The following is a 24,691-nucleotide window of genomic DNA, read 5'->3' as shown; positions in this document are numbered from 1 at the left end:
GATTGGCACGCCCTCTCAGAAGAGGGCGTACTTTTTGGTTAGTCGGCTTTAACGGGCGATATTTTCGGTTCAAATCCAACGCCGCACTTGCTGACAATATTCCACATAGGCTTGCCCATGTGCTTTCGCCAAAAACTGTTCTTCCATAGTCACCTGTATTTGAATTAACACAATATCGAGCATTAAAATCGTTAACGTTAAAGGGTTTGGAAGCACAAGAAAAAAACCGAACGATAGGAAGATAATGCCTACAAATATAGGGTTTCTTGAATAACGAAAAAGTCCTTTTTTAATGAATGTGGTCCTCTGGTCATGATCTATACCAATACGCCAAGAAGCTCCCATTTGTGATTGTGCAATTACAATCCAAGCCAAAGCGATGACCATAATACCCATGCCAAATATTTGGATTAGATTGTGGCTAATTAAAGCAATCGGACCTATTGACTGATAGATAACTGGAAAAAATGCATAGAGTAAAAAAACCAAAATTGAAACTAACGGCAGGCATTTAAAATATAAACCGGTGATAGCTTCAACCCCAGTTTTGTTGTTCAATTTGAAGGCATTTGCTCCGGCCTTTTTTTTAACCACATGGTTTCGCCAAATTACGGAGAGACCAAAGAATGAAATAAAGTACGCAGCTAGAAATACAATAACTATTTTGTTCATCGCAAAAGTGCCTCCCTTTTGAGGGAGGCGTCCCCCTAATTGTTACTCATTTCGTTCCGATGGAGCCAGTGGTATAAAACGGGTAATACAAACAACGTCAGCAATGTCGATGAAATAATACCCCCTATCACAACCGTTGCCAGAGGCCGTTGTACTTCAGCACCAGTCCCTGTATTGAGGGCCATGGGTATAAAGCCGAGGCTCGCAACCAGTGCCGTCATTAATACTGGGCGTAATCGGATTAATGCACCATCAACCACTGACGCTAGAAGATCACCTGTTTCATGCCAGAGATCGCGAATAAAGGCCAGCATGACTAATCCATTGAGAACGGCGACTCCCGATAGTGCGATGAACCCAACGCCTGCCGATATCGATAGCGGCATATCCCGCAGCCAGAGGGCAAGCACACCGCCGGTTAGCGCCAAAGGCACGCCGGTGAAAATAATCAATGCATCTTTTAGTGATCCAAATGCCATCACCAACAAGCCGACAATAATCAACAGGGTGACGGGGACAACAATGGCCAACCGCTGGCTTGCAGACTCCAACTGTTCGAAGGTACCGCCGTAGTCCAGCCAGTACCCCGGTGGTATATCGACATCATTGCCAATACGCGCTTTCACATCGGTAACGAAGCTGCCGAGATCGCGACCTCGCACATTCGCAGTAACTACAACGCGACGTTTCCCGTTTTCTCGACTGATTTGTGCTGGCCCTGGTGAGATATCCAAAGTGGCCACTTCTTCTAATGGAATATAGTCACCATTGGGTAGGGGGACAGGTAAAAATGCCAGTCGGTCGATATCGCGTCGCAACGTTTCGGGTAAGCGAACAATGAGTTCGAAGCGCCGGTCTCCTTCGTACAGTAAGCCCGCCGCTTCACCACCAATGGCGGCAGATACCCAGTCTTGTAACTCAACGACGTTTAATCCGTATCGACCAAGCGATGTGCGCTTGGGGATGATCGACAAGGTTGGCAAACCAGTTACCTGTTCTACTCGCGCATCAGCGGCTCCAGGCACCTGATTAATCGCTTTCAGAATTTCGTTGGCGGTTAACACCAATTGATCGAGGTCATCGCCAAAGACTTTAATACCGAGATCGGCACGGACGCCGGAGATTAACTCGTTAAAGCGCATTTGTATCGGCTGGGTAAACTCGTAGTTATTGCCCGGTAGCTGTTCCAGAGAGGCTTCCATTTCTTCTACTAGCTCATCCTTGGTTTTACTGGAGTCAGGCCATTCGCTGCGCGGTTTTAATATCACGAAATTATCGGCGACATTGGGTGGCATAGGGTCGGTGGCGACCTCAGCTGTTCCAATACGGGCGAAGACCTTATCCACCTCGGGGAAGGACTTGATGCGTTGTTCAAGAATTTCCTGCATAGCGACGGCCTGTTCCAGCCCTGTGCCCGGTATGCGCATGGCGTGTAGCGCAATATCCCCTTCGTTGAGTTGCGGAATAAATTCTGAACCCAAGGTGGTTGCCAGCCAAATACAGCCTGCAACCAATAAAGCAGCAAAGCTAACAACTGCCCAGCGAGCTTTTAGCGCTAGTTGCAGTAGTGGCTTATAAATGGCTTTTGATTGCGTTATCACCACACTTTCTTTTTCACTGATCTTGCCGTTTAAAAAAACAGCGACAGCGGCGGGCACAATAGTCAAAGAGAACACCATCGCTGAGAGTAGTGCCATAACAACCGTCGCGGCCATGGGATGAAACATTTTTCCTTCAACACCCGTGAGTGTAAAAATCGGGATATAAACAACGGTAATGATGGCTACGCCAAACAAGCTGGGCCGAATGACTTCAGCAGTTGCTTCATAGACGGTATTGAGGCGCTCGCGTAACGCCTGTTGGCCGCCATTGTGCTGTGCTTGTGCTAAACGTCTCACCGAGTTTTCAACAATGATGACGGCGCCATCGACGATTAGCCCAAAATCCAATGCACCCAAACTCATCAAGTTGGCGGAAACACCTGTTCTCACCATGCCCGTCATTGTTGCCAGCATGGAGAGAGGAATAACCGCAGCGGTAATCAATGCAGCCCTAATATTGCCGAGCAAAACAAACAGCACAACAATGACCAGTAACGCGCCTTCGAGTAAGTTTTTGGCAACGGTAGCAATGGCCTTGTCTACCAGTTGCGTTCGATCATACACAGGCTCGGCGATTACCCCGTCGGGTAATGAGTCCTGTATGGCTTCGAGTTTGCTGGCAACATCGCGCGCCACGGTGCGGGAGTTAGCACCGATCAGCATCATCGCCGTGCCCAGTACGGTTTCCTTGCCGTCTTGCGTCGCAGCGCCAGAGCGCAGCTCCTTGCCAATGCCAATGTCGGCCACATCCTGAATTTTTATCGGCACGCTGTCGTGCTCGGTAATGATCACATTGCCGATGTCCTCCACGGTCGCCAATTGACCGGGAGAACGCACCAGTAATTGCTGCCCGTTGCGCTCGATGTATCCCGCGCCGCGATTATCATTATTCGCTTGCAGGGCATTGACCAGTTCTTCGACACTGATGCGGTAGTACAGCAGCTTTTTTGGGTCGGGCGTAACGTGGTATTGCTTGTTGAAACCACCAATGCTGTTGACTTCGATCACACCTTTGACCTGTGCCAACTGGGGCTTGATGATCCAGTCCTGAATTTCACGCAAGGCGGTCGCATCATAAGGTTGACCATTCGCCATGGTGGCATCGGGCGATGCTTGCACGGTGTACATAAAGATTTCACCCAGCCCGGTTGAGATTGGCCCCATCTCTGGTTCAATGCCGGGTGGCAACACACTTTGAATCGCCCCCAATCGATTATCAATCAGGTTGCGCGCGGCATAGATGTCTGTGCCTTCCTCAAAGACGACGGTGACTTGTGAGAGGCCATAACGCGATAGCGACCGGGTGTATGCCAATTTGGGCAGCCCGTATAACGCCGTTTCTACCGGATAGGTAATGCGTTGTTCTGCTTCTAAAGGCGAATAACCGGGTGCTGCCGTGTTAATCTGTACCTGCACATTGGTAATATCAGGCACGGCATCAATCGGTAATTTTTGGTAACTCCAGACGCCAATACCGATCACAACAAATATTAAACTGAGAAATAAATAGCGCCGTTCAATGGCAAGGCGCAGTATAGAATCAATCATGGTGCGCCCCTTAGTGTTCGTGTTCGGCTTCGGATTTTTCGATATCTGCTTTGATCAGATAGCTGTTTTGGTTGACATAGCGCTGGCTCGCGTTAATACCTCCCAGTACTTCGACGTAATGCTCATCGGCACGGCCAAGTGTTAAGGGGGCGAAGCGGTAAGTCTCCTCCTCTTGAATAAAAACACCGGAACGTCCGCCTAACTGTTGCACAGCCGCTTTTTCAACAGCTAACGGCACCTTAAATTCGGCTATGACGATATGCCCCTCGACCAGCAAGCCGGGCGATAGCCCCAGCTGCCTGTTATCCAGCTGTACGCGAGCGAGTTGATAGGGTTTGTTTAGGGAAGGAATGATATGGCTGATCTTGCCAGTAATGGTTTGTTTGTCTGAGGCAATTTCAACGGTTTGCCCTGTAGAGACGTTATCCCGTTGCGCTGGGTAGATACGCAGTTCGGCCCATAGAGTGCCAAAATCGGCGATGGAAAATAACACCTGATCCTTGGTGACTTCGCCGGTGTTGGCGTGACGTTGTACGACCGTCCCAGAAATGGGAGCGCGCACCGAATATTTCTTCAGGCTTTCATCGGATTCCACTTCGGCGAGTAAGTCGCCTGCTTTGACCGTATCGCCGATACTGGCCTTAACAGAGGTAATCAACCCAGAAAAACGTGCCCGCATATGACTGAGTTGTTCCGGCCCGGTTGAGAGCACACCGTAACTGGTAATGGTTTGGTGGAGGATTTGTTCTGACGCGAGGGTTGTACCAATACCGACTTGGTCAGCCATTTCGCCACTAATGCGGCTGGCATTTTCTTCTTTATCGTGAGCATGATCGTCTTCGTTAGTATCGCCATCATCATGCTTGTGCTTATGCTCATCACTTTCATGATGCTTGGCACTGTCAGTGGTATGAGCCTCATGATCGTGGTCGTGATCATCAGAGTCTGCCTGAGCAAAAGCAGGGTTTGTTACGCCGATAATCACTGCGATTGTCAGGGTTAAATAGAGTGGTAAAGTTTTCATCGTTAATTCCTTGCGCTCTTGGCAAAGTGTTTTATTTGCCAAAATGCTGTGTTAATAAGATAAAGCGTTAGCTGCCAGTGGTTCTGCAATTAATTGCTCGATGAGTGTTTGATTGAGCTGTGCTGCAGTAGCGGCTTCAATATGTTGTTGCTTGGCAGTGAGCAGTTCTTCCTGTGCGGCAATCCAGTCTTGATAGCGATAGCGACCGTTTTCGTAGGCTTGTCGTGTCAAAAGTAATGCCTGCTCCAGCGCGGGTAAGACCTGAGTGCTGAACTGCTCGACAGCAGCCTTATTCTCTTCACGCTGAGAGAAGGCAGCGAACAAGCGGTTGTGTAGCTTGAGCTGGGCATCAGCTTGTTGGTAGTCCACGGCATTGCGCTCGGCCAATGCCGAGGCGACGCTCCCACGGTTACGTTTACCACTGAACAACGGAATCGAAATGCCCGCCGTTAACGCAGTGTCATCGGTTGCTTCGAAACGCCTGACACCCAATTGCCAGCCTATATCCACGCGACTTTGTGCCTGAGCCAGATTGACTTCGGCATCTTTTAGCCGAGCCTCGCTGGCAAAAATAGCAATGGCAGGGGAATGCTTGGCGCGTTGTAATAAACTGGCAAAATCATCCGAAGAGCCAAGCGCAGATAGGCTACCGCTGAGTTCAGTAAAGTGGGGATTGGTACTCCCCCAGAAGCTGCTTAGCATTACCTTCTGACGCTTAAAACTGCTGCGCAATGCCTGTAGGCGAATAGATGTACGAGTGTGTGCTGCTTTAGCGCGCATAACCTCCGCCTCAGGGGCAGCACCTTTAGACGCTCGCTGTTCAACGGTTTTTAGCATTTGCTCTGATAGCGCAACAGCCTCCATTGCAAGAGCAATGCTCTCTTGGGTGGAAAGAGAACGAATAAACGTTGTCGTTAGTTCACCGAGTACATCCAGCGTTGTCGCCTGGCGCTCAAAATTCAAGCGGTCGGTTCTGGCATCAATCACCGCAACCCGTGAACGCGCCTTGGCTCCCAGCTCAATCACAGAAGACAGTGCAAGGGTAGTTTCCGCGCTATCAAGCCCGTTAAACTCTCCGCTGCCCGCGATGTTTTCGACTTCCAGTCCCAGATTCAGGGCTGGAGAGAGCGAGCTGCTTTCGCGCTGTGCCACAAGGCTCTGCTGACGAAAACGGTATTGGTACAACTGCGGGTTGTTTTTCAGGGTGCGGGTGATGGCATCTTCCAGCGTTAGCGCTGTGGAAGCATTGACGCGCCGCGACACTTGTTCGGTGTTTTGCATAGGCGATTTAATCGAATCCGCCCAGCTCACCAAGGATAGGCTACCTAAAAGTAAGGCAGCAATAATGTTTCGTGTTTGCATAAATCATAGTCCGATATTCCATAAACATTCGTGCACACGTAGTTGTTGTAAGCGAATGTCGCTCCACAACAGTAGGTATGCTGATAAAGATCAGAAATGATTTATACGTTGGGCGGCGGAGTGGGTGGTGCTTGGGTAAAGTTGAGGAAGTGTGGCTGGTAGAAAGAAAACTGTTGATTAGCCATGTCACAGTTCAGTACTGGAGCATGACCGGCAATGCTGCCGGTATGACCGTGGCAGCAATGTGAGCAGTGGTCGTTGTCAGTAGTTGAATCAGATGAATGCGAGTCATCGCTGTCCAGGACATGCGCATATTCGTCACCGTGGGGGTGTTCACCACCGGTAATATCGACAGCGCTTTCGATACCCATAAAGAGTAGCGAAAAGATAAACAGGTATGAGATGAATGGCCGCAACATACTATTAATTCTATACCATTCGGTTTGTATAATCTATACGGTTAATGCGTTTGATACTAAATATGTCTATCTGATCAAGATTCTTAGTAGAATTGTTTAAAAATTCGACTGTTTTCATTTATGGTTGACTTCAAGGACTTGTTGGCAATGTTGTTTTGGTTGAAGTTGCTTCGCTATCTCGGCAGTCTTCATCGGGGAATTCTAATTCTATCGTTGTATGCGATAAGTCGTAGCGTTGTAGAGTCCTTGAAATTTCTCGTTTTAGCTCCTGTTGGCCTAAATCGCTTATCGCCTTTTCGAGTTCAAGGTGTGCGGTTAATACATCATTAGCACCATCAAGCGACCAGATATGGACGTGATGTACACTCCTAATTTTCTCAAGAGATTTCAAGTCGCTAATGATATCCTGCCGAACTTTTGTGTCTGGCGTTGCCTGAAGAAAAATCTTAATGGTGTCGATGAGTGTCTTGGTGACATTGAATAATATGAACAAGGTAAATCCGATGGATAAAAGTGGATCGAGCACAGGGAGATCGACAAAGCTAAGCACAACAGCAACGAGTAAAACTGCCACCCAGCCTAAAACGTCTTCTAATAAGTGCCAATTCAAAACGCGCTCATTTAATGATTTTCCATGGCTAAGCTTATAAGCGGCGAATCCATTGACGGCTATTCCAAATATGGCCAGAACAATCATGCCCTGTGCATGGGGCATTTCTGGATCGGATAAGCGGGGAATTGCTTCGCTTAATACCCATATAGACCCGCCGATGAGAACCGCGCCATTAACCAGTGCGCCTAACAAGGAAAATCTTTGATAGCCATAACTATAGGTGTCGTTAGCTTGTTTATGCGCTATTTTGCTTAAAATCCAGGCGAGCCCGATTGATAAGCTATCGCCAAGATCATGCACGGCATCCGCCATGATTGCTGTGCTGTTGGTGAGCCAGCCACCAATAAATTCCACAATGGTGAATCCAAGATTGAGAAAGAACGCCCAACCAATGCGTGAGTCAGATGATTCATGATTGTGATTATGCATAACGGATTAAGTTACCTTTTTTGCATTCACGATTTCAATTGCAAAATACGGCGTGCGCCATTCAAAACGATTAAGCCGATCACGAAACCAATCACCAAATCCGGATAACGTGAATCGGTTAGTGCAACCAGTAAACCTGCCATGATAAGCCCTAAATTAGCGATCACATCGTTGGCCGAAAAAATCCAACTTGCTTTCATGTGTACACCACTGTCTTTTTGCTTGTTGATCAGTACCAGGCACAGGGAGTTGGCAATCAATGCGAGTAAACCAAAGCTCATCATAAGCATGGATAAGGGCTCACTGCCAAATATAAATCGCCTGATGACTTCACTCAGCGCGCCAAGTGCTAGAATCATTTGTAACCAACCGGAAAAGTGTGCCGCTCGTAGCTTCATGCGAGCGCTGTGGCCTACGGCGTAGAGGGCCAATCCATAAACGGCAGCATCAGCAAACATATCCAGGGAATCGGCAATTAGTCCGGTTGACTGGGCGTACCAGCCAACAACCATTTCAATACCAAACATGATGCCATTGATGGCTAACAGCCATTTGAGTATCCCTGCCTCTTTCTGATTGACGGCACCAGCTGAAACTACGGCCTGAGATAATTCACTGCTGCCAATATTCTGTGTGAAGTCAAGCGTAGCGCCCAGACCAAGTGATTCGATCCGTGACTGTATGATTTCCAGGTTATTGGCATAAAAGACTTTGAGACTTCGGTGTGGCGTGTCAAATTCAAGGGCAATCTCAGGCCCAAGATCATCAAGAGCTAAGCGAATCATCCGCTCTTCAGAAGGGCAATCCATCTTAGGGACCGTGAATTGACTGACAAATCCACCCTTGGGTGGTGTGTCTGTTAGAGGCGGTGAGGTTATGTCGGTTTCTACCTGGTTGGTACATTCCCCGGTGCAGCTAGCCTTCATGAGAATACTCTTGTGTTTATATGAAAGTGCAGTATAAAATCTATAGTTACTATAGAGTCAAGCTTTGGAGAAAATGATGAAAATTGGCGAGCTAGCCAAATTAACCGGGTGCTCCGTGCAGACAATACGCTATTACGAAAAAGAGAAACTGCTTGCATCGAAAAGGCGCAGTGAAGGGAATTTTCGTCTGTATGACCAGTCGGCTGTTGGACAACTTATGTTTATTAAAAATTGCCGTAGCCTTGACCTTGCTTTATCAGAGGTTCGTCAGTTGATTGAATTAAACCAATCGCCTGGTATGCATTGTGATGATGTGAACAAGATGATTGATAATCATATTGAGCAAGTGGAGCAACGTATGAAGGAACTGGAAGGGCTTCGGCGACATCTAACATCGCTACGGGATAGCTGCTCAACTAACCGCACTGTCGAGGAGTGCGGTATTTTGAGAAACTTGTCGGCAAAGCAACTGGAGAATCCGTGAAGCCTATTCCTTGTTATTGGACGCTATGCCTGCCGTATCGAATTCCTCCTAACTTTCGACCGTAGTATGACCACAGCGAAAGCGAGTAGTATCAGTGCCTGGGACAATACTCCCTGCCATGTTGAATTAACGCCAATCCATTCAATTGAAAAACTAACCGGCAATGGTGAAATATCGATAAAAGCAGCTTCTTGAAGAGCTGATACAGCCTTGCCCATTAGTACGAACGAGAGGGTCAATAATAAATAGGTGGTTGTCGCGAAGAAGCGAGCTATGGGGAGCTTGATTGAATACTTGATCAATACCCACGCCAACACGAAGAGTATAATTGTGCCGAGAAAGAACCCCCCTGCGACATAAGACAATTGAGCATCAACAGATTGTGTCAGCAGCGATTGGTAAAAAAGAATCGTTTCAAATATTTCGCGGTACACTGCGATAAATGCAAGGGCGGTTAATCCCCAGAGGGTTCCAGACTTAAGTTTGGTGTTAATATGTTGCTGGATATAGGCTTGCCATTGCTCAGCATGAGTTTTGTCATGCATCCAGATGCCGACATAAAATAACACCACCGCGGCTAACATCGCGGCGACACCCTCCATTACTTCCCTACTGGCACCGCTTATACTGATTAGTGTTTGGGCTACCAGCCATGTGGCACCACCAGCGAATAGCGCGGAAATCCACCCAGCATGCACATACTTTAGTGCATCCCGGCGTTGCGTTCGTATCAGCACTGTCGTTAACGCAATAATGACTAACAGCGCTTCCAAGCCTTCGCGTAGCAGAATCACCAAACTCGCTGAAAAAAGCGTTCCATTCGATAGGGCCGATTCAGTTAAAAGCCGTTCGGCTTGATCCAATTGATTGAATGCATTGGACATCACGCTGTCCAATTCGGGGTCATTTTGTGGCTGGCTGATAGCATGACGAAGTTTAATCAAGGTGGTTTCAATACTTTTCCGCAATGCTTGATTTCTTGCATCCAGGTTGTTTTCAACTAATTCAAAACCATCCAGATAAGCGCTAACAGTGAGATTGTGTGCCCGATCATATTCGCCCATGTGGTACGCAGATTGCGCTGCTTTAAGCCGTTCTCGGGTGATACTTAATGGAGTGCTCTTTGCGACAAACAATGGGTTCGGGTTGGCTCGAAGTTGTTCAATGACATTTGTGTGCTTGTCGGGCAGCTCTTTGGCTAACAACGAGGGACTATAGTTTACAAGCTGGTGCAGAGAAATGGCGGGGTCGGCTTGAGCGGGAAGTTGCTCAGATGGCTGGAAAGCAAGGCTACCCACATAGAACGCCAGCGACCACTTCTGTTGGTCGGTTAATTGAGCAAAAGCAGGCATAGCCGTGCCGTCGATACCGTTGGCAATCGCATCATATAGGCCGAGGATGGATCGGTTTAATGCGCGTTCTTTGTCAGTGAAATCAGTAGGGGATGGCTCTAAATTTGCAGCTGCAATTCCATCTCCCTGTCCGGTTACACCGTGGCAGCTAGCACAGTTGTTTTCATACATCTGTTGCCTTTTAGCTATCGCCATTAGCGCAGTGGGCAGAGATGATTGTGGTGCCAGTGTCAGTACTGAATACCTCAATTCAGCGGTTAACACTCGCACGGTATTGATGCTTTGTTTGTTCTGGATAGATGATTGAAGCGACTTTGCTTGGTGGACAATAGGTTGGAGCTTGCTAAAAGATTCAGCTACACGCGAGATTTTCGTAGTAATTAGGCTGGAGAACTCCAGCATCTCCTGATACTCACCGTTGTCAGTTATCTGACCGTCGTTGACAGCTTCGGAGTAATCAACACCGATATATTCTGCTAGTTGTGCAATCTGCCGTAGTTCCACCAGGTGATCTTCGGGTGCGGCAAGGCCCACGATTGACCAAGATACGAACACAAATAAAAGGCAAAACGCATAAATACGCCTAATAGAATGCTTTCGTTCAGATGAAAGGGTCATTACAAGCGGCGGCATATGGGTTTTCCTTGGGCTAACTGATAATTATTCGCAATTGTAATGTCTATAGTAGCTATAGAGTCAAGCTGAGTTGTATTCGATATTCATAGTTACGATACTTGGCGTAGTTATTCCCGCCGGTCATTTGTCGAGGTGGTACTCATTGGACGGCTTCCTGATCTAATTCCCGGAAAAGCACCTCTAAGTCTCCAAATATCTTACTTTTCAGCATGAAAGCTTTCTTATCGTTCTATTTCGGCAACTGATTAACCATAGGGCCAACTGAGCCTATGTGTGAGATTAGAGCGTGTCGAAACTGAAGATTTTTGTTGTATCTGCTGCAATCGTACTCGTGGAACTGACCATATCGTCAGCTAGTGCTGACGACTTGCCACTGTCAATTATTGCGATCACCTCTAATCAACGACCTTTTCAGCCAGCCGATTGGAATAACACGAGTCCTTCCGAAAACAATTCAGAAATTACCATCCTAAGTCTTGATGCAGTCCAGTCTATCCAGGAGCAATTGAGCGAAGGGCTGCCCAATGATGAAACATTGGCCCGCGCCTTGGTTCAGCAGAAAATTGCTGAATTAGGACGTTCTAAATTGGAAGACGAATTGCGCGCTGCATATCTTCCTCTGGGCACTATGATGGCGTATGGCCTTGACCGTTATCCAGTAATTATTTTCGATAAGCGAGAGGTGATCTATGGAATGACCGATCTCTCTCTAGCCATCAATCGGCATCGTCAGTGGCTTAAAGATAAAAATGGAGGGGGTAATTGATGAATAAACTTATTCAAGTAGTCATGCTATTTGTGCTGTTGCAAGGATACAAACTACAGGCCTTTGAGGCAGAACCGACGACGATAACAACTGCGGATATTGTTGGAGCAATTACGCTGGATCGTTCCTGCTTGAACTATTGCATTACTGGCGTCTGTGTCTGGCTGCGTTGCAGTATTTATGAATGTTCTATCGAGACCAGCATCCGAGTCGCACACTACAATCCGGATCTGGTGGTGAGTGTCTACGACGAGCCCGGCGATAACCCATGGCAGGAGATGGAATCCTTATTTGGTTCGCTAGATTCAGGAATAGTCAGTGGGATCGTCAGTACCTTTCACGGTGCTTTTGTGGGAGGAGGGCACCGTGTTGAAGGAGGTAATCCAGCGACTGATCAGAGTTTGCGCTTCAAAGAAGTAACTGCGATTGGCCATCCCTTTTCTTCAGTTTCTGATTTTATTGGTGACTCAGGTTATTACTGCCCATCCGAAGCCGAGTCCTTCAACCCGTACCTGCTCTCTTCACTGGATGCATTGACCTGGCGTCTTGGTTTGCCAGAAATGTTGTATTTACAAAACCTGTTACCCGGTCGACGTGTAGTGGGAGATGGTATACAGCAACAATGGGGGCCGGTTTGGCCGCGTACAGGATTTATCAATCAAAAGGATGATGCCAAGGCGGCTGCGGTGGTTGCACAGCGGGCTGGCAATATCGTTACCCAAACCCGCCAACCCCATGTCTATAACGCACTTGATGGTAATGGTTATAACCGTACCTGGTTACCGGGCGAGTTGGTTGAGAATGATCCGGGTACGGGGGTATGGCAAATGCTCGCACCTGAAGTCGATGAGCAATGTTATGCCTTTGGTGAAAACGATGTGTTGAGTACTTCGTGGTCCCAGGGGCGTCATTCTGAAGATAACCGATACGCGTTTACCTTGTGGCGTCCCTACGAGTGCTGTGAGGCAAAAGGTGCTTACTTATTCACTGTTCCGGTGAGGGTTTGTTTATGATTGCCAAACATACAACCACGCGGTTCTGTCGCCGGTTGGTTATCCTGGCGGTTAGTGTTATGACGTGTCATTCGCTAATTGCCGCAGAAGCGCCAAGCGACGATAGCCTGTTTTACTACAAGATTGGTGGGGGGCGGGATATTGCTATTCCCCCCAGCCTCAATATCACTACGATTGATTTATCACTAAGCGGACAGGCCTCTGCTCTCAGTTGCAGCGGTTTTGATCCAATGGTGGCTATTGAAAGTTCACTGGACAATTTGCGAAATGGTGTCGATAACGCTGTTAATGCCATTGAATTGGCAGCCACAGCCGCGATAGCAAATTTGCCTGGTTATATTCTTCAAAAGGCAAATCCTGGCCTGTATGACCTGTTTCAAAACGCCTTATTGCGCGCCAACGAATCCTTTTCGCTGGCCACTAAAAGCTGTGAGCGTATCCAGTACGAGATCGCCAATAACACAAACCCTTTTGATGAGTGGATTACAGTCAGTTGGGGCGACTCCTGGAAGCGGTCGGTGGGAATTGGTGGAGCCAATATCCATGATGCGGTCGACGATGCAGAAGATGCGCCTAACGAGGGAATTGAATGGGTAGGTGGCCTGAGGGCGGGTGGAGTTAACCAGCCGCCGATTCGGGTGCTGTCAGATGTTGCCAAAGCTGGATTGAATATATTGTCGCAACGGCCTCCAGAAACAAGTAGTAACTTGCCTGGTAGCGCACCTCTTGCTCAGCATTTTGCCGGTCCTAACGCGGTTGACCGGTGGATCAATAATGTACTGGGTGAGATTGAGGTAGGTCTCTGTGACAGCTGTACCAAAGGGACAAGGCCTGGAAAAGGACTGATTCCCTATATTGAGGAGACTACTGACGATATCGTGCAGCTGTTAGTGGATCTGGTTTCAGGTTCAACACAGCCTACACGGGTAAATCTGGAGCAAGTCGAAGCGCCGGGTATTGCGGTGACGCTGCAAGTCATTCTGGCGATTCGAAATCAATCTCCCGACGAAATATCCATTGTCATTAATAAGCTCGGCCAGGAAATTGCCGAAGCGAGGGTCATGGAGGAGGCGATGATCATTCGACGCTTGCTATTGGCTGGTCGCAAGGAGGGCTATGTCGCAGCGAATGAGATCGCGCAGCAAGAGGTAATCCAGGCGCTGGATGAGCTGGAAAGTGAAATCAGTAATGTGATTTTCGAGAAAGATGCCCGCGATAAATTTGTCACTTCGACCGTTGTAGAGCTATTGCTGCGGGACAATGCGATCCGCCAATCGTCTGTGAATACGCCTGCCACAGTACCGACTGACCCTCGTCCCTTGAAAAATGGTGGTGTGGAGCAATGAAATTTTACTCTGTAAAGAGGCAGTTTTTGTTCTGGGGGTATACCTCCGTTGCGTTGGTACTGTTACTCATAGTGGGCGTCGCGGTCAGTATCTGGGGGAGTTCGCAGCCTCCTCAGGCGATAAGTACACTGGTCGCGAACTTGCCGTTGGGTTGGTGGCGCGCTGTTATCTATAGTCTGCTGGTGCTGTGTTGGCCTCGGCTTGTCTGCCATCTTACCCGTCATCGTCGGCATGACTCTTCATCCTCAGCAAGCCGTCGCCCATTAGTTATTTTGATCATCCTTTACGAATGTTTGATTGTTCAGAATCCTTTAGCGGCTTTGCTGGGTTGGGTGGCTTAATAGTATGGCTGTTGATAGTACGTTAGAACTTTACACCACGCTATTTGGTTGGCTGTTTTATAACAGTATTTGGGACGTGCTGGTGGCTACCGGCATCGTATTTCTGCCGTTTCTGGGTATTCTTCTCGATACTATTATTCGTTCGTATGCGGGTGAAGATGCCGAGGAAGCGGGCAATACCACATTACGTATTGTCGAGGTGGAGTTCTTTGTGGCCTTCTTCGTGATCTTGATTGCAGCTGTACCGGCGACACCGCTGAATGCTGTCGATTTGTCGTTTACTCCACGCGCAGTCATTGGAACACCTGCACAGCCAGTGGCGACGGTCAATAACTCACGCACTACCTATGGGGGAGGCATTTCGTTTAATGCCGCACCGGTTACTGTGAGCGTGCCCGTGTTCTGGTATGCGGTGATGAGTTTTAGTTCGGGTTTTAATCGCGCAGTGATGGAAAATGTACCGCCCACTTTGGATTTTCGGGGGTATGTCGATGAATTGCGCGATGCATCCATTCAAGACCCTAATTTGCAACATGAGATCAACGATTTCTTTCGAGACTGTTTCGTTGAGGCGCGATCAAAATACTTGGCCGAACGTCCCAGCAGTGCAGCAATTACAGCATTGCTAAATCGTTATGGTGAGAGTGACCCTGATTGGATTGGCTCGCATGTGTATCAGGAAATACCGGGATATTACAATAGCATCCGTGCTGATACCGTCAGGGAAGGATACCCTTGGTCGGCCCTCAGGGACGTAGAGTGGGATGCGTCTAATAACCCTGTTTATGGAAAGCCATTCTGCACAGAATGGTGGCAAGGCATTCAACAATCAATTCTTAATGAGCTAGGTGATCTCGATTTACTTTCTGCTGCCGCTGAACCGGGGTGGGACCCTGCGCCACGTCGCGATACGGTTATACAAATTGCATTGATTAATTCTCCGCCGCGTTGGACTACTCGCGGCTACGACTTCGCCTATGGGAATCTGGTCGATTTCAGTGTTGGGGAACCTGGGGTGATGGTGTCGGTACAGAATGCCGCACAACAAGGTCTGGCTGCTTACGGCCTTGGAAAGACCAGTGTGTCTTTTGCCGCCTATTTGCGCGTATTTCTTGAAGCGGCACCCATGGTGCAAGCGCTGATCCTAATGGGACTCTACGCGCTGTTGCCGTTCTTTATCTTAATCAGCCGCTACAAGTTTTCTTTGTTGATTATCGGCGCATTGATCATGTTTACAGTGAAGTTCTGGACAGTACTTTGGTTCTTTGCCTGGTGGGTGGATCAAAACCTGATTCAGGCGTTTTATCCCGACCCTGGCAGCGTGACCACGCTGTTTAGCACTGACCTCACGCTCAAGCGGATCATTCTTAACTTTCTCACTGGTGGGTTGTATTTGGTGTTGCCGTTACTGCTATCCGTCTACCTGGGTTTGGCAGGTATTCGAGCCGCATCTCAGCTTGATGGTGCTACCCAGGCGATCACCCGTGGCACAGCCGGAGCGGGGCGAATTAATCCCAGACTAGGAGGGCGTTTTAAGGGGAAGAAAGGGGCAAGTAAATGATGTTGTCAGCCAGCCTAACAGTTACCAACAGTCGCTATTGCTGTCTCAATAGCACCTTACATACCCGGGTCAACGCTTCGGCGTGGTATGCAGTAATTCCTACGGGAATACGGAATGATCTGTGTGTTCACTCACCCAACCGGGGAGCTTGTTGCCCCATTGGGTCGGCGGCTCTTTTTATCACATCAACTCATTGAATCAGGAGCACTGCTATGAGTAAACCAACTGAAAATACAACAACGTCCTCTGCTACTGCAGAAAACAATCGGTACTTCAACGAGTATGCCAATGGCATCGGTTATCTGAACAGCATTCGTGAATTCGGTGCTGAAGGTAAACCTGAGCGCTATGCAGCTCAAGTATCGGTTATCCAGGGGCCAGCGGATAACGTGCACTATGAATATCATGATCTCGTTATTTCGTCTGAAACCGTGCTCGGTGTTGTGTTAGAACACCGGGAAGCTATCGAAGCCGAGGATGCCAATGTGCTGATTCGCTTCAATATGGCTAACCCTCGTGCCAAAGCATTCATCTATAAACAAGGTGAACGTGCCGGTGAATTGGGGGCTGCGATAGGTGGCTTCTTGACGCGCATTCTCTCTATGAAAATCAACGGTGAACTGGTCTATGAAGACCAACGTACTTTTGATGATCATGAGGGCACGCCTCAAGTCGCAAATGGATAACACGCCACCAGGGCAGTATTGACCTAGCGTTAATATGCTGTCCATTTCATCCTTATGGGAACCACCGTTCCCATAAGGACCTGGTGTGTTCCCTATTCCTATGGGAGCACATTATGAAAACCGTTAAACCTTCGAATGAAATGTATTCTACCGAAACGGCATTCGAGCAGGAAAACCAACTGATTGCTGAAGCCAAACACTTGCTCTATGCACGACTGAAAACCCGTGACCAGGTGTTTAGTTCCCCGCATGAAGTACGCGACTATCTGCGCTTACAGCTAGCAGGCCAGCAGCGAGAAGTATTTAGCTGCCTGTTTGTTGATAGCCAATATAGACTGATTGAGTATCGGGAAATGTTTGCGGGCACCATTGATGGTTGCAGTGTTTATCCCCGTGAAGTGGTCAAGGCCGCTTTGCAGGTGAATGCTGCTGCAGTGATTTTTGCTCACAATCATCCATCTGGAGTGGCTGAGCCCAGTCAGAGTGATAGAAATATCACACAACGGCTGAAAGAGGCTTTGTCATTGATAGATATCCGGGTACTGGATCACTTTATAGTAGGTGATGAGACAGTGGAATCGTTTGCTGAGCGAGGGTTGCTTTAGTTGATCAAACCCAATGCCCGTAGAACTTCGGTTTTGCGGGCATTTTCTATAACTTATTGTCGTAAAGGCCGTCGACACGTTTTACCGGATCGATTTCACCGCTTCGGTGGTTGTAATGAATAATGTTGTCGGTTGGGGCGTGATCATTTTCGTCATCACCACCATCGATTAGATCAATTAAAAATAGCAGGGTGCGCCAGCATAAACTGAGCACACCGACAATTAATGCAGCAATGAACAGATAAGATGCTTTGAGCCATTTCATCAGATTAGGCACCTTTTGCAGGGCGCTTAAAAATACAAGTAAGCTTTGCACTGCCTTTGGCGCAATTCACAAGCTCCCACTGCTGCTCACCTAATTTATTCAACGTTTGGGTTAATGCCCCGTCATTGCCGAGTAAGGGGTAGGTTTTGACCAGATATTCCCAGTTTTGCTCCGCTGTTGCCGACGTGGACAAAAGTAGCATGGCCAAGATGCATGAGATGCGAAATGAGCTTTGAGTAAACATCCATTGTTCTCCTTCAAGGTTGGAGTCCGTTTAGGGATGAATAATTATACTGTATTTGGGATGAGAAAATGAGGTTTCGAGGTCACATTTCAGGCAGTCAACTGTCAATATGCTCGCGTAAAGCGCTCCATATAAGGTGAAGATCCAGACTGGTTTCGTCGGCTATTTTGAGAAAACGTTCACGTTCCTCCAGTTGTTTATGGTGCTGCCAAAGCTTCCAAATCCGATGATCGGAGGATTCGTCACATAGAGGTGGCCTACCACTACCTACTCCACGAATATTAAGAACATTTCGGCGACGGGAGAACTCTGAAGCATGCATGCCAAATAACCGACGCATAAGAACCAATGGTGCGCCATGAAAAAGATAAATATCTTCTAACTCACGCGCTTCACGTTTGTCTTCCAACTCTTTTAGCTGTCTTGTCAGTGCTTTTTCATCTACGCCCACTTTGAGAAAGTAGCGAGCGCGGTTTACAAGCGATTTTTGTTCGGTGAGATTGAGTTTGGACAGCGTGGTGAGTAGTTCATCGGAAAGCTTATGCGTTTCAAAATGAATAGAGTGAAGAGACTCTAGGGATGACATCAATGTTTTAGCCGCAGAGCGACACATCTTATCTTCAAAATTAGCCATAAATAGTAACTCCATCGTTCCCTGACGGTTGGTCAGTCCATGTTGTTCGGTAGCAATTCCATACTATTGACAACGAAGAAAAATAACGTTGAGAAACTTTTCAGAAATGGAAGAAAGATTTTATAAAACAAGGGGTTAACACCTAGGTTTGGAGGCATAGGTTTTGGTGGATAGTAGGCGGTTATTACTATGAAAACGTGAGCACGAAAGACTTGTGCTTATTAGATACCACGTTGATTCCAAAAAGTTTTATTCTTAACGGAAAGAAAGAATATAGATTAGAACTGGTGCGAGTAGGACTATGGATAGCTTATCCACTGTGAGATATGCCGCTTTGTGATGCGCCTGATTCAGATCGTTAAGTACACCTTTTGCCTTGTCAGTATGATTTTAACGAGCTTGTTTGCTCTTTCTCTGTCGGGTGTGGCGTCCAGTGATGTCGTGATAGGGAATGGACTAAGTAAAAATCTGTTAGCAGCGGGTTTGTTTATCTTGATCGGATGCTGTATCGATTTTGGTAAATATTTATTTTGGTCCGAAAGACAGCGTAGTCATTATTATGGGGTTATGGCTTTAGTTCTCACAGGGTTTTCGTTATTGGCTAGTTGCGCATTTTTCCTTTCCGCTGAATTCGTCGCCATTAACAACTCTCAATTAGAATCCACGGAATATAGGGTATTGCAAGAAAGGGCAGATGCGATTAGGCAGGAGATAAACCACCATGAGCGTTTGCTGGAGAAACGCCTCAATAGTGAGTTTCATCGACAGTGGGTCGAAGGGGAAAAAAACGCTGAGAGAATACGTGAACTAAAAGGTTCACTGGTAAGGCTGATGGAGCTATCTTCAAATGCAGGCAAGAATACGGCGTTGAATGAAGTGCCAATAACACGCTTTTTTGCGGTCTTGGGGCGGATTTTTGGTGTGAGTATAGAAACCGTTAGAAACTTCGGCTATGGACTACTGGCGTTGTTGTTGGAAGTCATTACATTAGGTGCCATTAGTTTAGCAAATTCGATGCGGCGCGAAGCTTTGTGCGCTGATAAAGAGACGGCCGATGCTATCAAGCCGGAAGCATCTGTCGATGACTCTGTGCAGCGAGAAAAGATAGTCAATCTTTCTAACGACATTATTCGAGGCCAGATACAGCCGGTCATTCGGAAGATCAAGGCAGCGCAATATGAGCTTGATATGGATGCAATCAGACAAGTACTGATGCACCTGTATTTGGCAGGGCTGATTGATAAGGACGCACGTAATAGCTATAAACTGCCCAGTGCGGAATAGACTGATGAAGCTGAAGGGTGATCAAAATATGATCAGCGCATATTTGGATTAAATCATATAAAAACAGTTGGTTAGGACTGTTTTTGAGGTCAGGTGTCTTGTGATAAGGCGTGGCAAGCCCTTGCGGAAGTAAAATAATTGAACTATTCTAACCACGATGTACTCTATGAAAGCTGAAGCTAAATTGACCCACTACTTGCAATAAACCGAATCATGCGGACAGTAAAATACAGACAGTTGATCGTTGCGCTACTGATGATGGCATTCATCGGTCAGGTCGTTGCGTCTACGAGCATGTCTTGCCAAAGCCTGTCTGCCCCTTTGCAAGCTCAGGAGCAGATGATGGATTCGGGTATGATGGATCACTCTCAGCATATGGGCTCAAATGCGTTCTCGTTAGATGGTGCGGCTACCGCCGATTGCTGTCCTGATTGCGATTGCAGTTTGGGTGGGTGCTCCTCAGTAGCATTGCCTGCATGCCAGTCCATTTTTTCTTCTAGTCTTAAATCGATAACTGGTCACTATGACGAGTCTGCGGACTTTCAACTGGCTGTCTCCCTCTTTCGCCCTCCCATTTCCCGCTAATACAGGGTAAGTGCGCCTGAAATTCGGCGCTTCTTGCTCGATAGTTGTTGGCGGGAGTCACCAAACTCCCGAATAGAAAGTCTGAAAAGGCCTTGTGCTCTGTGGGAGTTACCATGAAATGGGTTGTTAGAAGTTTGGGGTGGTTTGCCACCACCACGCTGTTACTGATGAGTGTTGTTGCGTGTTCCGATAAGGAAAGTTTAACCACTGCATCAAATTCAATTACCAGCGAAATAGTCTCTCTGGATGTCTATAAAAGTCGAACTTGCGGTTGCTGCAAAAAGTGGATCTCGCATATCGAGGATTTCGGCTTTGAATCCGAAGTACATCACCCGGCGAATTTGAACAAGATAAAAGCTGATAAAGGCATAGAGCCACGTTATCAGTCCTGCCATACCGCTGTCTCAAGTGATGGCTATGTATTTGAAGGCCATATCCCTGGCCATATCATCCAGCAGTTTCTTGCCGCCCCCCCTAAAGATGCCATTGGTTTGGCTGTACCTGGTATGCCCGTGGGTAGCCCTGGTATGGAGGTGGGTGATCGCCGTGACGAATACGATGTATTGCTTTTAAGCAAAGATGGTAGCCACACAGTTTATGAGCATATCAATGGAAAGCGCTAGCTGGCATTTGATTTTGAGAGGTATGAAATGAAAAACAGTTTGCAAGACGAAACACTATTGGAGCCGCTTTTAATATCCCGCCGACGATTTGTGACAGGCATTGCAGCGGGTAGTGCCCTTTTGGGTTTAGGGCTTAGATCGGGATTATCAATGGCATCGCCCTCAAATCGTCTGGGGCCAACGACGCTAAGAGGAAATGAGTTTGATCTGAACATAGGCTATCAACCGGTGAATTTCACTGGTAAGAATCGTATGGCGACGGCTATCAATGGTTCAGTGCCATCGCCGGTATTGCGTTGGCGTGAGGGTGACCGAGTGAAGTTACGGGTTAAGAATAACCTTGCTGAAGATAGTTCTATTCATTGGCATGGCATTATCTTACCAACGGACATGGATGGCGTGCCCGGTCTTAGTTTCAACGGCATAAAGCCGGGTGAAACTTTTGAGTACCAGTTCGATATTAATCAAAGTGGTACCTATTGGTACCACAGTCACTCGGGCTTTCAGGAGCCGACAGGGATGTACGGTGCGATCATCATTGACCCCAAAGACCCCGACCCCGTTAGTTATGATCGAGATTATGTGGTCATGTTGTCGGATTGGTCTGATGAAGACCCGCAGGCGATTTACGCTAAATTAAAAAAACTCAGTCATTACTACAACTTTCGTGAACGCACAGTTGGCGATCTCTGGCGGGATATTAAGGATAAAGGTGTCGCGCAGGCATGGAATGAGCGCTCTATGTGGAATCAAATGCGCATGAGTGAGACCGATATATCCGATGTTACGGGTTACACCTATACCTATTTAATGAACGGTGTCACCCCTGATGAGGGTTGGGTCGGTCTGTTTAAACGCGGTGAAAAGGTACGTTTACGATTTATCAATGGCTCGTCAATGACCATTTTTGACGTGCGTATTCCTGGTTTAAAAATGACAGTAGTGGCCGCTGATGGTCAGAATATTGAGCCGGTGACGATCGACGAATTTCGTATCGGTGTTGCCGAGACCTACGATGTTGTTGTCGAGCCCAGTAATGACAGCGCGTATACCGTTTTTGCACAAAGCATTGACCGTACAGGTTATACCCGTGGCACATTAACACCGGATATCGGGCTGACCCCATCGGTACCCGCCATGGACGATGCACCAACATTAGGGCACCGTGATATGGGCATGGGTATGGATCACAGCATGCACGGTATGACTGGTATGGCGGGAAAGGCCGCTATGGATCACAGCGCGCACGACATGAGCGACATGCCAGGTATGGATCATGATCAACATCAGATGAGCGGCATGAAGACCATGGAGCACAAAAACCATGGGAAAAAAGTAGAAGCGTTAGGGAAAGCTGGCTTTGGCAGCACTCGTGAAATAACCCATGTTGCCAGTGAAACGGGCCCTCATGTTGATATGCGTGCTGAGAGCCCTCAAAGCGGTTTGAATGACCCAGGTATTGGTTTGCGAAATCACCAGCAGAATTATGGACGAAGGGTACTGACTTATGGCGACATTAAAAATCTATATCCAACATCTGATCCACGTGAACCCACTCGGGAAATAGAACTGCATCTCACCGGTAATATGAGCCGCTATATGTGGTCAATGAATGGGATTAAGTTTACTGATGCTGACCCCTTACACTTGAAATACGGCGAGCGTGTACGAATCACACTGGTAAACGACACCATGATGAGCCACCCCATGCATCTACATGGCATGTGGAGTGAGCTGGAAACTGGTGATCCGAAGGCTATTCCTCGCAAGCATACGGTGATCGTTCAGCCGGGATCAAAAATTAGCTATTTAGTCACTGCTGACGCCATTGGACGTTGGGCTTTCCACTGTCATTTGGTGTATCACATGCCCGGTATGTTTCGCGAAGTGCGAGTGAGCTAAGGAGAATCAATCGATGAAGTTATTTAATAGACAATCACCAAACTCACTCATGTATAACAGGAAATTCTGCTTATCCACACTTATCGTATCTTTGTTGCTGGGTTCTGCAAACCATGTGTTAGCGGGCGCTAAGGATGATCCGCTATTAACTAAGGTGCTAATTGATCAACTTGAAGTGCACAACGCAGATGATGGCAATCCGTGGGTTTTGGATGGGCAAGGTTGGATTGGAAAAGATTTGCAAAAGCTATGGCTCAAGGCAGAAGTAGAACGAAATGATGGAGAAACCGAGGAAGCCGAATTGCAGGCACTCTACAGTCAGGCAATAGCACCGTTTTGGGATGTACAGGTGGGGTTACGGCAGGACTTTCAGCCCACTCCGAATCGGAGCTGGGCGGTCTTTGGTTTTCAAGGTCTCGCGCCCTATTTTTTTGAAATCGACACAGCATTATTTATCGGAGAAAGTGGGCGTACTGCATTACGACTGGAAGCCGAGTATGAACTGTTGTTTACCCAGCGGCTGATTTTAACGCCTGAGATCGAAGTCAATTTTTATGGGCAAAACGATGAAGATCTCGGCATCGGTTCCGGTCTTTCTGATGTTGAGGCTGGATTAAGGTTGCGCTACGAAATTCGACGTGAATTCGCCCCATACATAGGTGTTAACTGGAACAAAAGTTTTGGTAATACCGCTGACTTCACGCGTGCCGAAGGAGGGGACACCGATGATCTCCAATGGGTGATAGGCGTGCGGGCATGGTTTTAACGCCTATACCACTTTAATTAACTAAATATACTCTAAATCAATATGAGGATTTACCAATGAAGAATATACATGTCACTTTTTGCTTTTTGTTAGTCAGCTTATTTTCAATCGCATCTGTTCATGCTCACGATCCATCTGAACATAAGACAAAGAGGGAGAAGCCCAAGTGTGAAGCAATGAAAAATATGGATCATTTAAAAATGGATGCGAATGATCCAATCATGATGGCAATGATGAAAAAGTGTATGAGTGAAGAATCTGCTGAAAACCATCATGATGGTGATACTGAAAAAAATACAACCGATGACAGCGATGCTAACAAAGTGGATCAACATAATGATGGTCATAACCACTAGCCTGAACTGTTGAGATGTGGCGGGTTGTAATCAGGCTTGCCGCAGCCAATTTTGACAAGCGCGACCACTGATGTCGCCAGGGATATAAAAATGAAAACAGTGAAATACCTCATTCTTATTGTCATCGGTGTATTCGCAGGTGGAGCAATTTATGTGTATTCCGGTGCTTATCCAATGGGAGCCGATGTGCCTCACAATAAGTTGACTTATTGGCTCTTGGAAACGGTGCGCGAACAATCAATCAAGAGGGCAGCACAAAACATAAGTGTTCCTTCGTTAGATGACCCAGAGATGCTTCTGGCGGGTGGGCCGGACTATAACGATATGTGTGTCGCTTGCCACCTAAAACCCGGAAAAATACAAAGTGATATGAGTATAGGCATGTATCCCGCACCGCCTAATCTCAGTAAAAAAGAAGATGAGCATGGGCACGATCATGCTGATTCCGAGCAAAGCGCTCGACGTCAATTCTGGATTATTAAACACGGAATTAAGGCGTCCGGTATGCCGGCTTGGGGACCGACACATGACGATCAGCGCATTTGGGCAATGGTCGCGTTTTTACAAAAATTGCCCGACTTAACTCCAGAGCAATATCAAATCCTTACAGCACGAGACGAAACCAATGGTTCGTCACATCACTAATCA

At 47.4% G+C, this 24,691-nt stretch carries 25 protein-coding genes; 15 read left to right on the top strand and 10 right to left on the bottom strand.

Annotated elements, in window-relative coordinates; all coding sequences use genetic code 11:
• Positions 1-69: 69 nt before the first annotated feature.
• From CYCPU_RS0106595 to CYCPU_RS0106580, 4 genes are read right to left on the bottom strand one after another with little or no spacing between them, the layout of a single operon-like run.
• Complete coding sequence (locus tag CYCPU_RS0106595; RefSeq protein WP_020162274.1) at positions 70-672, bottom strand: methyltransferase family protein; 603 nt, start codon at positions 670-672, stop codon at positions 70-72.
• 35 nt (positions 673-707) lie between these two features.
• Positions 708-3,821 (bottom strand): efflux RND transporter permease subunit, encoded by a 3,114-nt coding sequence (locus CYCPU_RS0106590; RefSeq protein WP_020162273.1) that lies wholly within the window; start codon positions 3,819-3,821, stop codon positions 708-710.
• Between the two features lie 10 nt (positions 3,822-3,831).
• On the bottom strand, positions 3,832-4,845 hold the full coding sequence (locus CYCPU_RS0106585; RefSeq protein WP_020162272.1) for an efflux RND transporter periplasmic adaptor subunit: 1,014 nt from the start codon (positions 4,843-4,845) through the stop codon (positions 3,832-3,834).
• A gap of 51 nt (positions 4,846-4,896) precedes the next feature.
• Positions 4,897-6,207, bottom strand: coding sequence for a TolC family protein (locus tag CYCPU_RS0106580; RefSeq protein ID WP_015006115.1), 1,311 nt, complete (start codon positions 6,205-6,207; stop codon positions 4,897-4,899).
• A gap of 77 nt (positions 6,208-6,284) precedes the next feature.
• Here CYCPU_RS0106580 and CYCPU_RS12005 point away from each other — a divergent pair, with 77 nt between their 5' ends.
• Positions 6,285-6,455 (top strand): hypothetical protein, encoded by a 171-nt coding sequence (locus CYCPU_RS12005; protein WP_020162271.1) that lies wholly within the window; start codon positions 6,285-6,287, stop codon positions 6,453-6,455.
• A 301-nt stretch (positions 6,456-6,756) separates the two neighbouring features.
• On the opposite strand, the gene CYCPU_RS0106570 is transcribed toward CYCPU_RS12005, so the two are convergent.
• Positions 6,757-7,668 (bottom strand): cation diffusion facilitator family transporter, encoded by a 912-nt coding sequence (locus CYCPU_RS0106570; protein ID WP_020162270.1) that lies wholly within the window; start codon positions 7,666-7,668, stop codon positions 6,757-6,759.
• Between the two features lie 26 nt (positions 7,669-7,694).
• Positions 7,695-8,594 (bottom strand): cation efflux transmembrane domain-containing protein, encoded by a 900-nt coding sequence (locus tag CYCPU_RS0106565; protein ID WP_033422301.1) that lies wholly within the window; start codon positions 8,592-8,594, stop codon positions 7,695-7,697.
• 73 nt (positions 8,595-8,667) lie between these two features.
• Between CYCPU_RS0106565 and cadR the strand changes: the two genes are divergently transcribed.
• The gene (cadR, locus tag CYCPU_RS0106560) at positions 8,668-9,078 is read left to right on the top strand and encodes a Cd(II)/Pb(II)-responsive transcriptional regulator (protein WP_456297525.1); all 411 of its coding nucleotides are present in this window, start codon (positions 8,668-8,670) and stop codon (positions 9,076-9,078) included.
• Positions 9,079-9,101: 23 nt separating this feature from the next.
• Here the strand turns inward: cadR and CYCPU_RS0106555 are convergent, their stop codons facing one another.
• A complete protein-coding gene (locus CYCPU_RS0106555) occupies positions 9,102-11,063 on the bottom strand; it encodes a cytochrome c/FTR1 family iron permease (RefSeq protein WP_020162268.1) in 1,962 nt (653 codons plus the stop codon).
• A 289-nt stretch (positions 11,064-11,352) separates the two neighbouring features.
• On the opposite strand from CYCPU_RS0106555, the gene CYCPU_RS0106550 reads away from it, so the two are divergent.
• From CYCPU_RS0106550 to radC, 6 genes are all read left to right on the top strand, one after another.
• On the top strand, positions 11,353-11,832 hold the full coding sequence (locus tag CYCPU_RS0106550) for a TIGR03757 family integrating conjugative element protein (RefSeq protein WP_020162267.1): 480 nt from the start codon (positions 11,353-11,355) through the stop codon (positions 11,830-11,832).
• Complete coding sequence (locus tag CYCPU_RS0106545; protein ID WP_020162266.1) at positions 11,832-12,845, top strand: TIGR03756 family integrating conjugative element protein; 1,014 nt, start codon at positions 11,832-11,834, stop codon at positions 12,843-12,845. Before CYCPU_RS0106550 ends, CYCPU_RS0106545 begins: the two co-directional genes overlap by 1 nt.
• A complete protein-coding gene (locus CYCPU_RS0106540; protein WP_020162265.1) occupies positions 12,842-14,191 on the top strand; it encodes an integrating conjugative element protein in 1,350 nt (449 codons plus the stop codon). Before CYCPU_RS0106545 ends, CYCPU_RS0106540 begins: the two co-directional genes overlap by 4 nt.
• Before the next feature lie 345 nt (positions 14,192-14,536).
• Positions 14,537-16,093 (top strand): conjugal transfer protein TraG N-terminal domain-containing protein, encoded by a 1,557-nt coding sequence (locus CYCPU_RS0106535; RefSeq protein ID WP_020162264.1) that lies wholly within the window; start codon positions 14,537-14,539, stop codon positions 16,091-16,093.
• Positions 16,094-16,305: 212 nt separating this feature from the next.
• Positions 16,306-16,779: a DUF3577 domain-containing protein gene (locus CYCPU_RS0106530; protein ID WP_015006105.1), complete on the top strand. Its 474-nt coding sequence runs from the start codon at positions 16,306-16,308 to the stop codon at positions 16,777-16,779.
• A 113-nt stretch (positions 16,780-16,892) separates the two neighbouring features.
• Positions 16,893-17,384, top strand: coding sequence for a RadC family protein (radC, locus tag CYCPU_RS0106525; protein ID WP_015006104.1), 492 nt, complete (start codon positions 16,893-16,895; stop codon positions 17,382-17,384).
• 46 nt (positions 17,385-17,430) lie between these two features.
• Here radC and CYCPU_RS0106520 read toward each other — a convergent pair whose 3' ends face one another.
• The 3 genes from CYCPU_RS0106520 to CYCPU_RS0106510 all read right to left on the bottom strand — a co-directional run bounded on the left by CYCPU_RS0106520 (position 17,431) and on the right by CYCPU_RS0106510 (position 18,527).
• Positions 17,431-17,649, bottom strand: coding sequence for a hypothetical protein (locus tag CYCPU_RS0106520; protein ID WP_015006103.1), 219 nt, complete (start codon positions 17,647-17,649; stop codon positions 17,431-17,433).
• 4 nt (positions 17,650-17,653) lie between these two features.
• Positions 17,654-17,893 carry a DUF4177 domain-containing protein gene (locus CYCPU_RS0106515; RefSeq protein WP_020162263.1) on the bottom strand — a complete coding sequence of 80 codons (240 nt, stop codon included), beginning with the start codon at positions 17,891-17,893 and terminating at the stop codon, positions 17,654-17,656.
• 97 nt (positions 17,894-17,990) lie between these two features.
• Positions 17,991-18,527: an STY4526/YPO1902 family pathogenicity island replication protein gene (locus CYCPU_RS0106510; protein WP_026362618.1), complete on the bottom strand. Its 537-nt coding sequence runs from the start codon at positions 18,525-18,527 to the stop codon at positions 17,991-17,993.
• 384 nt (positions 18,528-18,911) lie between these two features.
• On the opposite strand from CYCPU_RS0106510, the gene CYCPU_RS0106505 reads away from it, so the two are divergent.
• The 7 genes from CYCPU_RS0106505 (at position 18,912) to CYCPU_RS0106480 (ending at position 24,688) form a co-directional block, all read left to right on the top strand.
• A complete protein-coding gene (locus tag CYCPU_RS0106505) occupies positions 18,912-19,811 on the top strand; it encodes a hypothetical protein (protein ID WP_156815272.1) in 900 nt (299 codons plus the stop codon).
• Positions 19,812-20,024: 213 nt separating this feature from the next.
• On the top strand, positions 20,025-20,396 hold the full coding sequence (locus CYCPU_RS12000) for a hypothetical protein (RefSeq protein WP_156815271.1): 372 nt from the start codon (positions 20,025-20,027) through the stop codon (positions 20,394-20,396).
• 113 nt (positions 20,397-20,509) lie between these two features.
• Positions 20,510-21,019, top strand: coding sequence for a DUF411 domain-containing protein (locus CYCPU_RS0106500; RefSeq protein ID WP_020162260.1), 510 nt, complete (start codon positions 20,510-20,512; stop codon positions 21,017-21,019).
• Positions 21,020-21,046: 27 nt separating this feature from the next.
• Complete coding sequence (locus CYCPU_RS0106495; protein ID WP_020162259.1) at positions 21,047-22,921, top strand: copper resistance system multicopper oxidase; 1,875 nt, start codon at positions 21,047-21,049, stop codon at positions 22,919-22,921.
• A 13-nt stretch (positions 22,922-22,934) separates the two neighbouring features.
• The gene (locus CYCPU_RS0106490) at positions 22,935-23,687 is read left to right on the top strand and encodes a copper resistance protein B (protein ID WP_015006097.1); all 753 of its coding nucleotides are present in this window, start codon (positions 22,935-22,937) and stop codon (positions 23,685-23,687) included.
• A gap of 56 nt (positions 23,688-23,743) precedes the next feature.
• The gene (locus CYCPU_RS11995; RefSeq protein WP_026362614.1) at positions 23,744-24,043 is read left to right on the top strand and encodes a hypothetical protein; all 300 of its coding nucleotides are present in this window, start codon (positions 23,744-23,746) and stop codon (positions 24,041-24,043) included.
• Positions 24,044-24,133: 90 nt separating this feature from the next.
• On the top strand, positions 24,134-24,688 hold the full coding sequence (locus CYCPU_RS0106480; RefSeq protein WP_015006095.1) for a c-type cytochrome: 555 nt from the start codon (positions 24,134-24,136) through the stop codon (positions 24,686-24,688).
• Positions 24,689-24,691: the final 3 nt, after the last annotated feature.

This window comes from Cycloclasticus pugetii PS-1, assembly GCF_000384415.1.
In the GTDB taxonomy this organism is placed as follows: domain Bacteria; phylum Pseudomonadota; class Gammaproteobacteria; order Methylococcales; family Cycloclasticaceae; genus Cycloclasticus; species Cycloclasticus pugetii.
This window is presented reverse-complemented; position numbering and strand designations above follow the sequence as displayed.